Genomic DNA, 12522 nt, shown 5'->3' on the forward strand with positions numbered 1-12522 from the left:
GCGGGATTAGTAAGCCGTTTGGCGGTTGATCTAAAGACGACTCGCCTCGCGAACACGCATTAAAACAGCGCCAGCTGTGTGCTGGGTAGTTCGATGTCAATGGCGCCGTCAACTACCTGCGCCTGGTAGCCGATGAATTTTTTCACGTTGTATGCCAGTAGCTGCCCGTCGTAGTCGGTGATGAGGATCGGGCCGATGATACTGACGACCGTGCCGGCCATGGTATTGTTCCCTGTCATGTCAATCACACTACTAAGATCGCGGCCATCCGTGTGAAAATAATCTTCACATGTGATGAATTCTCGGTTTGGGAAATCCAGCCCCAACTGGTGGTGAATGCGCATCAGTGTGTCAGTCAAGGCCTGCTCCGCCGCCACAGCATCAAGCGTCCGCCTGATCAGCCCCGGCTTTTTGCTGGCGGCTACTGTTTCCATGATGCCACTTAGACTGGCAACTTTTGCCTCATACTGCCGAGCAATCAAGGCCGAAGAAAACGTCTCTAGTTTCAACCCCAGCCGCGCTCCCTGTTCCAACAGTCGTCGGATACCGCGCTTTTCCTGCGAGATACCAACTTTAATAACTCCCGGCGCGAAATATGCCAGATAGACGAAGTGCGGCTGCTGATTGATTTTTTCTTGTTGTGCCGACACCGAATCGGTGTGATAAAACGCAGGATTAAAGCCAGTTCTGTTACGACATTTCAAGCAATTTTCATATTTCTCATCAACCGTGGCACCGTCAGGACAAACCTGGTTGCAATGATTTTCAAAATCCACCCAGCCGGTACAATATTTGGTCGAAAAATCAAACGCCAGTGACAGCTCCTGTCCCAAAACATCACCACGCTCAGTCTTGCCGTCAATCTGCCATTCCAGAAATGGCCGGTTTTCGGTATCAAAGCTGGCGTAGCTTAGCAAAAACTCCCCAGACATAGCACCATTATATCAAAAGCCGCCCGGTAACCGCCCGGGACGGCTTCAAATGTCAAAAACGGTCTATAGTGGCGCTTCGACAGCTGCCCAGGTGGCGTCCGGATTGTCATCAGGGATGATGATGGTGACTTGGTCGCCGACTTCGATGCGGAAGAAGGTGACGCTGGCGAGCAGGATGCGATATTCACGGCCATTGGCTTCGACGTAGTAAACGCCGTCGTGTTGGACGAGCGTACCGATGACTTGTTTGCGCGAGACCGGGCCGATTTGTTTGTAGATAAAGCTGCCGTCTTCGGTGATGGTTAATTTCAAGATGTCGCCCTCGACGAGCTTGGACTTTGAGGCGTAGTTCGCCGGGATTGGATAATTCTTGCCATCAGGCCCCATCATCATTTGACCATCAAACACACCCTCGATTATCTTGCCGGCAACATCGTCCGACGAGGTTTTCGGCGTGACGACTTGTCCATCGTCACCAACGATGCTGATCAGCAGCTCCTTGGCTGCTGCTAAGTTAGTTTCTGCTTCTTGGATGAGCGTCCTGAGGCGCTTCACTTGCTTTTCCGGTAAATCAGACATATGGCTCGCATTCCTTGTCTATTTTGATAGTACGTGAGTGTAATATAGCACTAATTATGTGAGTGTGCAAGCCCCGTCAGTCGATTCGCATCGGCCAACGGCTCGTCTTTCCACAAGGACAACAGATAGTCAGGCAAAACTGTGGTAATTTTTACCCTTGCCAATAAAACACCGCCCGTGGTATAAACTCCGGGCGGCATTTCTCTACGAAAACAATCGGTCGTTTCACGCAAAAATTAGCTTAACTCAACGCTAGCGCCGGCGTCCTCGAGCGTCTTCTTGGCAGCTTCGGCTTCGTCCTTTGACACCTTTTCCTTGACTGGTGCTGGAGCGCCGTCGACGATGGCCTTTGACTCACCGAGGCCCAAGCCGGTGATTTCCTTGACTGCCTTGATAACAGCAACTTTTTGAGCACCTGCGTCCTTTAGGGTGACGGTGAACTCAGTTTTCTCATCTTCTGCGGCAGCCTCGCCACCAGCAGCTGGACCAGCAACAGCCACTGCTGCAGCAGCTGGCTCGATGCCGTATTCTTCTTTCAAGTGATTTTTCAATTCGTTAACTTCTAGAACTGTCAACTTGGTCAGTTCTTCAGCCAATTTTTTAATATCAGCCATGGTATTCTCCTTAGATTATTAATTAATTTCTGAGTTTGTAAAATCTTCATAAGTCTCCGTGCAGCGATTGCAGCCCGAGCGCGTGAGCGCCCGGCGCGAAAAGAGGAGGCGTTGAAGATTTTATGAACTCAGATAAATAATTGATTGCTAAACTTAAGCCGCAGCTTTGGCTTCGATGCCGTCTAGTAAGCCGTGCAAATTGCCGCCCAGCGCGCCCACGGTGTCGTGGACTGGTGAGAACAGTTGCGCCACCACTTCGGCGATGAGCTGGTCTTTGCTTGGCAGGCTCGCCAGCGCCTTGATGTCAGCTTCGTTGATGCTCAAGCCTTCGCCTGAGAAGCCACCGGCCAACTGCAGTGCTGGATGCGTCTTTGCAAACGTGTCCAAAACTTTTGCCGGCATGACCTCGTCGTCGGCGCTCATGGCGTAAACCAGCTGGCCAACCAGTAGGTCAGTGTCAGCTTCTTTGTAGGTGTCAACGCCCTGCAGCGCTACGCGTACCAAACGGTTTTTGACCACCTTGATGACCACGTTTGCCTCGCGGGCAGCCTTGCGCAACTCTTGTAGTTCAGCCACGCTCATCCCCTGGTACCGCGCAAATGCCGTACCTTTGGCGTCTTTCAGAAGCTCGGTTAGTTCAGCAACCAAAGTTTGTTTTTTATCGCGTGAAATTGCCATAAAAATCCTTTCTTTGATTGGTTCTTGTATGATTCGACCGATTTGTTAACGTGCGGTAATGGAGAATCTGGTTCTCGTTTATCTGGGCATTAGCCGAGCAAACAAAAACGTCTTTGATTCTCGCACTACCAAAGACGTCAAATAAAACTGTTCGTTTCATCCCTCGGCGGCATTTTTATACCTCAGTTCCCTTCGGTCGCGCGCTGTCTTTGGTAATGTTCATTAGAATTGTAGCAGAAATGACAACGGGATGCAAGATGATTATGGGTTAATTTATGAACTTTTATGTATACGATGGCGAGTTTGTGTATTTGTGCTGCGTCGAGATAGTTTCTTCCTTGCTTCCGGTGTCATGCCGCCCCAGATACCATACTTTTCATCGTTCTCAATCGCGTGATCAAGACAGTCCTCCTTAACCTTGCAGCCACGGCAAACTTTGAGAGCTTCTTCAGCATATCGCCTGTCTTTAGATTCTGGAAAAAACATGTCTGGGTCACTATCGCGACAGTTCGCCTTATTACGCCAGTTAGCGATGGCAGCTTCAGGCTGAGTCTCAGTCTCAGTATTTGGTAATAATTCACGCATTGAATTATTATATCATACTACACGGTTATTGCAATATAAAACGCGCCTCGGGCATGAAGCGCGTTTATATTAATAGGCCAACCTTACAGCGAAGTTTCAGCCTTTACGCTCGGCCCCATAGTGGTGGCAATGGCGATAGATTTGACATAAATACCCTTGAGGCTGGATGGCTTTTGGGCATTCAGGCTGGCGAGGAAGGCGCGGGTGTTTTCCGCCAGTTTATCAGCGCCAAACGAAACCTTGCCAATTGATAAGTGGACGATGGCCTGCTTGTCGACGCGGTACTCAACCTTGCCGGCTTTGGCTTCAGACACGGCTTTGACGACGTCGGTAGCGACGGTGCCGGACTTTGGATTTGGCATCAAACCGCGCGGGCCGAGCAGCCGGGCGTACTTGCCAAGCTTTGGCATATATTGCGGAGTGGCGACTAAGATATCAAAGTTCAATTCTTCCTTATCCAGCTGCTTTAGGAACTCCTCGTCACCGATGATATCAGCGCCGGCTTTCTTGGCAGCGGCATGTTCGGTTTCTGGCGCGAAAACTGCCACGCGAACGTCTTTACCCGTGCCGTGCGGCAGCGCTACGGTCGAGCGGACGTTCTGGTCGGCTTGGCGCGGATCAACGCCCAGGCGAACGTGAATTTCAACGCTGGCGTCGAATTTGACCGGGCTGGTCTCAGTCGCCAGTTTCAACGCTTCATCAAGGCTGTACAATTTATTTTTCTCAATCTTCTTGGCAGCTTCCTGGTATTTCTTGCCGCGGCGCTCCAGGCGCGGACGCGTGATCGGCTTCGGGCCTTTCTTGACATGCACTTCGGCGTCGTCAGACTGCGGCGTGGTGTCGCCGGCTTCTTTGCGGGCTTCCTTTTCGGCCTTAGCTTCGGCTTCGTCGAGGGCTTTTTGGCTGCGCTTGCCAGCCTTGGCGACGACAGCTTCGCGCTCGGCGATAACGTCTTTATCTTTGGTATCGTGCGGCTTACTGCTCTCAGGCGTGCCTGCTTCAGCCTCGGCAATTGCCGCCTCAACCTCAGCGATGGTGTTCTTGTCGCTGACTGCTAATTGTAGTTCTGCTGCTTTTTCCAGCAGCTCGGCTTTCTTGGCCATACTAATCCTTTCTGTGGTACAAGCGGCGGCTCGCGATTTTAGGCAAGCCCGCCTCCCAGCATTGATTTGATGATAGTGGAATTATACCTGAAATAATGCAGTAAAGCAACTAGGGTTTATGCTGCGAAAGTATCTGTGTCGCCACTGTCATGGCGCATTAACTTCGAGAGGAAACGACGGTCTGGGATGACATGAATAGTACTATCGCCATCTTCCAGCGAAAGGGCAACCCGTGGAGCTGGCTCGTCATTAGTGTGGTCGGTGATTACACTAAAGCCGGTGGATCTCATGTCGTTAAATTTACTATACGGAAGTCTAATCCCCTCACTTGTAAATGTAGACCCTTCACCGGAAAATAATCCGCCCCTACAGAAATCTTCGCCTAGTTGCTGTGTTAATTTTTGGGTACCCCAAGTAATTATTGCAGCACGATCAGCAGGCAAGGCGGCATATTTGGCAGCATTTTCTATGTCGAGTATTGTCTCGTGTATCTCAGGATTTGTCGCTTGAGCCGAAAAATAATTCGTTAGTAAGTTAGTCGGCAGATGAACATCAAATTGGAGAATATTGCTGATTGTCTCTTGGGAGAGTGGAAAGTGATGCGTATCTCCCTGGGAGCGAATGGCCAGCGCTGCTAGTATTCGCGAACGCTTATTAACCATACATCCTTTAGCCTCTAGTGACAGGAGTTTTCCTTTCAGTTGACAAACAGCCAGTCCATCGCTTTCAGTAACATTTGTGATCGTGACCGGCGAGCCGATGTAGTCGTCTGGAAAGTGTGGGGTGATGTGCCGCTTGATTATGTTTTCGGGATCCCTATCCGGTGGGAGGTGCTCTCCTCTCTTCGTTACTTCTGTTTTGGCGGCGAGTGCATGATTAGCCTCATCAACCCCTCGCTGAAAGTTTGGGCTACTCAGTATAGACAGCCCGTCGGCTATTGGTGAATGATGACGTCTTTCTCCCATAATTAACCACAAGTATAGATGGGAACACGTTATTCTGCAAGTAATTTGACATACTTGCAATGTAGCGGTACAATTATGTAACTATGAATAAGGCGGAATTTTTAGGTAGATGCAAGGACTGTCCGATTGCTGGGCCAGCTTGCGAGAATGTAGAGAATAGACGGCAGGCTGCCAAGGAGGCTGCAGATTTAGCCCTGAAGGGGTTGAGCAATAATCCAAATATTCAACTTTTTCGAGGTGACGGCGTGCAGGTTGATGTTGCAGATCTGGATCCTGAGGTCGTAGGAGAGCTTAATAAAGATCTACGTAGTCAGGTAGCGGGCTGTTTTGATGAGATCGATGAGTCTGGAGATCGCGTATTGCAGTTTGCCGAGAAGTGTCCCGGTCCGACAACAGCTCAATTTCCGACAAAGACGGGTTGTTTAGTACGAGTGAGGCGAAGGTTGTAACCCGCTTGCCCCTGCTCTTTTATCTCTGCTACAATAGCGAGTATGAACAATATCACAATCACAGACATTCACGCACGACAAATTTTAGATTCTCGGGGTAATCCGACGGTGGAGGCCGATGTTCGGCTGAGCGATGGCTCATTCGGGCGGGCGGCAGTGCCGTCGGGCGCCAGCACTGGTTCGCACGAGGCGGTCGAGCTGCGCGACGGCGACTTGGCGTATGGTGGCAAGGGTGTGCTCAAGGCAGTCGAGCATGTCAATGTTGAGATCGCGCGGGCGCTGCGCGGCATGGATCCGTTTGCGCAACATCGGGTTGACGAGCGGATGCGACAGTTGGACGGCACGCTAAATAAGGGGCGGCTTGGGGCGAACGCGATCCTGGCGGTCAGCCTAGCGGTTGCCAAGGCCGCGGCTGAGTCTAAGGGTATTGAGCTTTTCGTCTATGTCAATCAGCTGGCGAATGCCGGTACGATGAGCCTGCCGATGCCGATGATCAATGTGATGAACGGCGGGCAGCACGCGCTTGGTGCGACGGATATTCAGGAATACATGATCATCCCAGTCGGCGCATCGACGTTTGAGGATGCGATGCGGATGAGCGCCGAGGTGTTTCATGCGCTGGCGAAGGTGCTCAAGGCCGAGGGCTACCCGACGACTGTTGGCGATGAAGGCGGCTACGCGCCACATGTGCGCGGCGGCAATATGGAACCGGTCAAGCTGCTAGCACGGGCGATTCAGCAAGCCGGCTACAAGTTGGAGCAGGACTTTGCCTTTGCTCTTGACGTGGCTTCGAGCGAATTTCACGAGGGCAATGGTCAGTATCGGCTGGAGACGGAGCATCGCACGCTCGACGTGAATGGTATGATCAAGATGTACAAGCAGCTGCGGGCTGAGTATCCGGTGGTGTCGATCGAGGATGGACTGGACGAGGAAGCCTGGCACGATTGGCAGACGCTGACGACGGAGCTTGGCTCGACGACGCAGCTGGTCGGTGATGATTTGTTGGTGACGAATGTAATGCGGCTGGACCGGGCGATCGCTGAAAAGGCTGGTAACGCGATTTTAATCAAGCCAAATCAAATCGGTACGCTGAGCGAGACGATTCAGGCGGTGATGATGGCGAAAAAGGCCGGCTGGAATACGGTGATGAGTCACCGCTCGGGTGAGACCGAGGACGTGACAATTGCCCATCTGGCGGTCGGGCTCGGTACCGGTCAGATCAAGACTGGCTCGATGTCGCGTTCAGAGCGTATCGCCAAGTACAACGAGCTGATGCGCATCGCCGAGATGCGACCAGAGCTAGAGCTGGTGCGGCCGTTCAAGCAGTCGTAGTTCATAGGTTACGAGACAAGACGTCGGGCGCCTGGTTGGCTGTAGTGGAAATTATTGCCGCAAGGCAACCAGCTGCCCCTCATCAGTAAATTTGATGATCCGTGAAGGCATTACCCCCTTAATTTCCCCGCCGTCAACGTAGACAGCCACCTCATCGCCAAAATACGCGGTTGCCTCATTGACTGTGGTGGCCGGTAGTTGCTCGCCGGGGTTAGCGCTTGGTGCGAGCAGTGGGCCGACCAGCTGAATCAGCTCAGACAATGCTGTGTCTGGTGGTGCAACGCGAAATGCCAAGGTCGCGTCAGTACGTACTAGGTGCGGCATAAAGTCGGGGCTGACCCTGGCAGCAATAGTGGTCGGCCGTTCATGGCGTAGCTGGTCATAGATATACCGCTGCTTGGTAGTGAGTTCGGGAATGTTGTCGGCGCTACTAAGCAGGATGATGCAGGATTTGGTGCGGTCACGCTGGCGTACGCGGTACAGCTCATCAACTGCCCTCGGGCTATCAGCTCGAGCGAGCAGACCATAAATGGTGTCAGTCGGTGCCACGACGAGTTTGTCAGCTCGTAGCGCCTCGATAACGGTGGTATCAAGTAAGTTTTTGGTGATCACCAAATGATTATACCACAATAAAATTGCTCCCACGGCAGGGAGCAATTTTGGATGAATAGGTATAAATTAGTCGGCGACTTCTATGCCCATTGAGCGAGCGGAGCCAGCAACGATCTTCATCGCGCCTTCGATGTCGATGGCGTTTAGCTGATCCATTTTTGCTTCGGCAATTTCCTGAAGCTGAGCGCGAGTGATGGTGCCGACCTTCTCGGCGTGCGGCTTGCCTGAACCCTTTTGAATGCCGGCTTTCTCGCGGATCATATCATCGACTGGCTGGCCCAGACTCTTCCACGTAAAAGTACGATCTTCAAACACCTGAATGTGGACGATAACATCCTTGCCCATCATATCTTTGGTGGCGTCGTTGAATGGATTGATGAAATCCATCATGTTTAGTCCCCACTGACCAAGGGTCGAACCAACTGGTGGCCCGGCGGTTGCTCGTCCGGCAGGGATGCGTAATTTTAGATTACCGATAACTTTCTTTGCCATAGTTTCCTCTTATTTTTCCGTGCGTAACCACTGTATTATAACGAAAATTGTGTTAGAATACAAGCATGAACGCTCGCAGCATCAAGCCGGTTCGTCGCCTCGTCAATATGTTTGGGGCGCTCGCTTACAGCCTGTTGATCTTCACCTATGCGGTTATCGTCGGCGCTGGGTTGTTGTGGCTGGCGCGCAGTGGCTTGCTCATGCAACTCGGTGTATCGCCAGAGGTAGCTCAGTCGACGCCCACCCCGCCCGCCACACCGAGCGATACGACGCCTCGAGCGGTACCATTTATGTTGCAAGTTGTGCAGCTGATGTTGATGTCGGTGATGACAGTGGCGGTTTTGGGTGTGGTGATAATGCTACCGTATTGGCTGGGGCGCTGCGGCTCGTATCTGTTGAAGCGCAGTATTCGGTTGTGCCATAGTCGAGTGACGCTGGTGACCCTGTTGTTTGGCAAGATATTGGCGTGTGGCATCGGGACAGTGCCAGTTCTCATCATGGCGATGTATGATGCTAGGCAGTGGCCGATCGCGGCGGTGCTACTCGGGGTAATTACGGTGGCGCTGGTACTCTTTGCTGTGCAACACTACCTCGCCAAAAGTAGCGAGGTAGTTGAAGCCAAAGATGTTTGGTAGCTTGGTGGTGTATCGCCGCACGGCTAGATGATCAGGCAGCTAGACTTTCTTGGCCTGCAGCGCGTCCAGTTCGACTGGTGTATCGCGGCCAAACATACTGACCATGACCTTGATCTTGCCCTTGACGGCGTCAATTTCTGCGATTGACCCGTCAAAGCCCTTGAATGGCCCGTCAATGATGGAGACCACTTCGCTGACTGAGAAATCGATCTGATGCTTTGGCTCTTCGACGCCCATGCGCTTTTTGATCTTGGTAATTTCTTTATCCGACACCGGTGTTGGCGTGGTGTCAGCACCAACAAAGCCAGTCACGCCCGGCGTGTTGCGGACAATGTACCAGGTCTCGTCGGTCAGCTTCATTTCGACCAACACATAGCCCTGAAAGATCTTGGCATCGACAACCTTGCGTTTGCCGTTTTTGATCTGAATTTGCTTTTCTTTCGGCACCATGACGTCAAAGATTTTGTCGGCCATGTCGACGCCGTTGATGCGCTGGCGGATGGATTCAGCAACCTTTTCCTCGTAGCCCGAGTACGTATGAATGGCGTACCACGAGCGGGTTGAATCGTAGCGATTTGATGACATAATTTCCCTTTCCTATTTCAAAATTTGATTAAAACCCCAGTTAAATGCGGCGTCAAGCAGCAAGATCAGCACCACAAAGATCAATGTAAACACCAGCACCGCCGCCGTCATGCTCCAGGTTGCTGAGCGAGTTGGCCAGCGCACCAATTTGAGCTCCTGCCATGCGCCCTTGAAGTAGCCAACGTCGCCTGACTTCTTGGCGGATTTTTTGGCCGTAGTTTTTGGCTGTTTTGGAGAGGTAGTGGCTGCTGCCGCTACTTTTTTAGTGGTGTTATTGGCAGTTTTTTTGGTGGTTGTGGTTGCTTTTGATGTATGTGGTGACGACTGCTTCGCCCCGTCATCTTTCGCGGTGATGCGGCGAACCTTCGTCTTTGATCCTGCTGCGTTTTTTTGTGCCATAGTTTCTCCCAATTTAAAAGTCTGCTTCTTAGCAGACTGTCAAGTCTATTGTAGCGTGTTCGGGCCGTGATTGCAAGGGCGGTCTCATGTGGACGTGGGCGGGTCGGCCAGCTCAAAGCTAAAGGTTGAACCGTGATTGAGCCGGCTTTTGACAGAGATAGTGCAGCCGAGTTTGTGCGCCAATTTGCCCGCAACGTACAGTCCCAGTCCGGTGCCGCTGGTCTCGCGGGTTCGATAATCCTCGGCCCGGTAAAATCGCTGGAAAATCTTTTTTTGGTCAGTCTTGCCGATGCCTATCCCGGTATCGATTACCGCAAATTGTACGACGCCGTTACGCCGGTGCATCCGCAGCGTCACCCCGCCATGAGGCGTGTATTTGATGGCGTTGATGATAAAGTTTTGTAATAGCTCGGTCAAGTACAGCCGCGAAACCTTGATCACGCCAATCTGCGCACTCACGTCGAGGTCAAACCGCAACCCCTTCTCGGCCGCTCGCGGTGCAAACTCACTGTGTAACGTGCTAGCCAGCTCCATCAAATTAATCGTCTCCGTCTCGTCCGCCGCCCCACGTTCAGCGCGCGATAAGGTGCCAAGGTCATTGATCATTTTAGCGAGGAACATCACTTGATCGTGCGCCGCCACTAATGCTTCATGTACCTTTTGGGTGTAGCCTTTCTCGGCGAGCAGTCGAGCGTTATCGAGCGCCCCCTCGGCAATGGCTACCGGTGTGCGCAGTTCGTGGCTAACGACACTGATAAACTCATCACGCTCCTCTTCGAGGCTTTTTATCTTGGTGACGTCGCGCAGAATCAGCACGTAACCGTCAGTGCTGGAGCTGCCGCCTAAAATCGGCGCAAAGGTCGCCTCCAGTCGCAAATGATCGCCATCGCTGAGCGGCATGATCAGATCGTCACGGGTGCGGATTGACGGCGATTTGCTCAGTTCTTCAAATACATTGATTGGCGTTCTACCGAGCGTCTGCAATTGAAATATCTCGTTAATGTGGTGGCCATGGAGTGTGGCGTTGGTGTCCAGCAGGCCGATCATCGCCGCATTATAAATCGTAATGACACCGTGAGCATCAGTGCTTAGTACCGCATCGGTCAAGCTGTTTACCAACGTCATCATCTGGCTATGTTCTGGCGCGGCATCCATGTTCTCGTGTGCATGCTGCTGCTGACTGCGCCTCGTGCGCCACCTGCCCATCCCTTGTTTCATATGATTTAGTATAGCACATGCTACACGTGCGGTGTATGGTTTTTCAGTGCCGCTCGGTGCGTTTTGTAAGCTGGGTCGATGGCTGCAACCTCTCGCCAAAAGGCGTCGGAGTGATTCATCTGGCGGGTGTGAGCCAGCTCGTGAATCAGCACATAATCAAGCAACTCAAACGGCAGGTTCATCAGCGCGATGTTCAGGCTAATCGTGCCGCGCGACGAGCAGCTACCCCAGCGGCTCGAGGCGTGCGTCAGCTTGATGGTTTGATAGGAAAAGCCATGTTCCTCAGCCAGGAATTTCAGCCGCCGTGGCAGGTAACTTCTGGCTTCCTTGCGTAGCGCTGTGATGACGACTTCGCGAATGCGCTGCTGGATGGCTGGAGTAGTAATGTCGGTGCCGGATGGCAGCTTGACGAGGATGCGGGTGCCGGAGCGCTTGATGGTGGGTTCGGCGAGCGCGGACTGGGTCTCGATAATCAGGTGGTGGCTTTTACCGATTGATTGATCCTGCGTGTAGTAGTGACCTTGTTGATGCTCAGCCAGGAGCTCGCGAATACGCGGCCGGGATGACTTGATAAGCATTTTTGCTGCGAGCAGCGGTGTATACGCCGGCAGGCTAATCCGCAGCTGCCCGTTTGGCGCGACCTTTAGTGATACCTGACGCGCCAAGTGCGAGCGCCTCACCGTGATTTCGCCAAACTCAGCGTCAGTAATCGTTGGCATGTATAGCTCCTAGCTAACGCGAACGCGGCTGAGTACCGGACGTTGCGGATGGCGCTTGGGAGTATCAGCCTGGGCGGCTTGCGGCTGGGTCGGAGCAGCTGTAGTATTCGGGCGAACGTCGGCCAGGCGCTTGAGCAAGGTGCGCGCTTGGGTGTTATAAGTGTGACGACCACTGATGACGACGCATGGCTCGCTGGGGTGCGGCGATGAGAATTGTTTGATCTTAGCGTCGAATGTTGCCTCGTCGTTATCGTTGGCCTTGAGCCAGCGCATCTTGGCGGTCGCTAGGTCGGTCTGTACCCAGACAAAGAGAATCTTATAACCAGCAGCGCGGGCCGTCTTGGCGAGCTCAACCCGCCAGGCTCGCTTCTCCGTTGCCCCTTCAAATACGATGGTTTGATGAGTCTTCATCAGTTCCTTGAGTAGTGCACCGCTCGCGTAATTAACAGCCGCCTCATCATCAGATAATGCCGCTAAGATACCAGAATCCAAATGCGGCGCATGAAACATCTCAGAAAACTCAGCCGCGAATTGCGACTTGCCCGCCCCCGGCACGCCCACCATGGCAATGATGTGAGGAGAAGAAAGTTGCAAAGGTTTCATATATGTTAGTATACACAAAAAA

At 52.5% G+C, this 12522-nt stretch carries 17 protein-coding genes and 1 other annotated feature; of the genes, 3 read left to right on the forward strand and 14 right to left on the reverse strand.

The features are described 5' to 3' along the window. Positions 1-59: 59 nt before the first annotated feature. The 7 genes from NLML1_RS01960 to NLML1_RS01990 form a co-directional block, all read right to left on the reverse strand. Positions 60-932: a DUF2797 domain-containing protein gene (locus NLML1_RS01960; protein ID WP_285441875.1), complete on the reverse strand. Its 873-nt coding sequence runs from the start codon at positions 930-932 to the stop codon at positions 60-62. 63 nt (positions 933-995) lie between these two features. Next, entirely contained in the window at positions 996-1511 is a 516-nt protein-coding gene (locus NLML1_RS01965) for a hypothetical protein (protein WP_285441876.1), read from the reverse strand. Between the two features lie 236 nt (positions 1512-1747). Then, a complete protein-coding gene (rplL, locus tag NLML1_RS01970; protein ID WP_285441877.1) occupies positions 1748-2125 on the reverse strand; it encodes a 50S ribosomal protein L7/L12 in 378 nt (125 codons plus the stop codon). 153 nt (positions 2126-2278) lie between these two features. Next, positions 2279-2803, reverse strand: a complete 525-nt coding sequence (gene rplJ / locus NLML1_RS01975) for a 50S ribosomal protein L10 (protein ID WP_285441878.1) — start codon at positions 2801-2803, stop codon at positions 2279-2281. Between the two features lie 93 nt (positions 2804-2896). Beyond that, positions 2897-3034, reverse strand: a sequence feature (ribosomal protein L10 leader region). 42 nt (positions 3035-3076) lie between these two features. Beyond that, complete coding sequence (locus NLML1_RS01980; RefSeq protein ID WP_285441879.1) at positions 3077-3388, reverse strand: WhiB family transcriptional regulator; 312 nt, start codon at positions 3386-3388, stop codon at positions 3077-3079. A gap of 83 nt (positions 3389-3471) precedes the next feature. After that, on the reverse strand, positions 3472-4158 hold the full coding sequence (gene rplA / locus NLML1_RS01985) for a 50S ribosomal protein L1 (RefSeq protein ID WP_285441910.1): 687 nt from the start codon (positions 4156-4158) through the stop codon (positions 3472-3474). 449 nt (positions 4159-4607) lie between these two features. Then, a complete protein-coding gene (locus tag NLML1_RS01990; RefSeq protein WP_285441880.1) occupies positions 4608-5456 on the reverse strand; it encodes a hypothetical protein in 849 nt (282 codons plus the stop codon). A gap of 83 nt (positions 5457-5539) precedes the next feature. Here NLML1_RS01990 and NLML1_RS01995 point away from each other — a divergent pair, with 83 nt between their 5' ends. Beyond that, complete coding sequence (locus tag NLML1_RS01995) at positions 5540-5905, forward strand: hypothetical protein (protein ID WP_285441881.1); 366 nt, start codon at positions 5540-5542, stop codon at positions 5903-5905. Positions 5906-5947: 42 nt separating this feature from the next. Next, entirely contained in the window at positions 5948-7237 is a 1290-nt protein-coding gene (eno, locus tag NLML1_RS02000) for a phosphopyruvate hydratase (protein ID WP_285441882.1), read from the forward strand. 51 nt (positions 7238-7288) lie between these two features. On the opposite strand, the gene NLML1_RS02005 is transcribed toward eno, so the two are convergent. Together NLML1_RS02005 and rplK are read right to left on the reverse strand one after the other, a co-directional pair. After that, positions 7289-7849 (reverse strand): L-threonylcarbamoyladenylate synthase, encoded by a 561-nt coding sequence (locus tag NLML1_RS02005; RefSeq protein WP_285441883.1) that lies wholly within the window; start codon positions 7847-7849, stop codon positions 7289-7291. Between the two features lie 66 nt (positions 7850-7915). Continuing rightward, a complete protein-coding gene (gene rplK, locus NLML1_RS02010; protein WP_285441884.1) occupies positions 7916-8341 on the reverse strand; it encodes a 50S ribosomal protein L11 in 426 nt (141 codons plus the stop codon). 65 nt (positions 8342-8406) lie between these two features. Between rplK and NLML1_RS02015 the strand changes: the two genes are divergently transcribed. Next, on the forward strand, positions 8407-8976 hold the full coding sequence (locus tag NLML1_RS02015; protein WP_285441885.1) for a hypothetical protein: 570 nt from the start codon (positions 8407-8409) through the stop codon (positions 8974-8976). 39 nt (positions 8977-9015) lie between these two features. Here the strand turns inward: NLML1_RS02015 and nusG are convergent, their stop codons facing one another. The 5 genes from nusG to NLML1_RS02040 all read right to left on the reverse strand — a co-directional run bounded on the left by nusG (position 9016) and on the right by NLML1_RS02040 (position 12500). Then, positions 9016-9561: a transcription termination/antitermination protein NusG gene (nusG, locus tag NLML1_RS02020; protein ID WP_285441886.1), complete on the reverse strand. Its 546-nt coding sequence runs from the start codon at positions 9559-9561 to the stop codon at positions 9016-9018. A gap of 12 nt (positions 9562-9573) precedes the next feature. Next, positions 9574-9960: a preprotein translocase subunit SecE gene (gene secE / locus NLML1_RS02025; protein WP_285441887.1), complete on the reverse strand. Its 387-nt coding sequence runs from the start codon at positions 9958-9960 to the stop codon at positions 9574-9576. Between the two features lie 84 nt (positions 9961-10044). Further along, positions 10045-11178, reverse strand: a complete 1134-nt coding sequence (locus tag NLML1_RS02030) for a sensor histidine kinase (protein ID WP_285441888.1) — start codon at positions 11176-11178, stop codon at positions 10045-10047. 20 nt (positions 11179-11198) lie between these two features. Beyond that, complete coding sequence (locus NLML1_RS02035; RefSeq protein WP_285441889.1) at positions 11199-11897, reverse strand: M48 family metallopeptidase; 699 nt, start codon at positions 11895-11897, stop codon at positions 11199-11201. A 9-nt stretch (positions 11898-11906) separates the two neighbouring features. Then, complete coding sequence (locus NLML1_RS02040) at positions 11907-12500, reverse strand: P-loop nucleotide/nucleoside kinase family protein (RefSeq protein ID WP_285441890.1); 594 nt, start codon at positions 12498-12500, stop codon at positions 11907-11909. Positions 12501-12522: the final 22 nt, after the last annotated feature.

Source organism: Candidatus Nanosynbacter lyticus (genome assembly GCF_030253515.1).
Lineage (GTDB): Bacteria > Patescibacteriota > Saccharimonadia > Saccharimonadales > Saccharimonadaceae > Nanosynbacter > Nanosynbacter lyticus_A.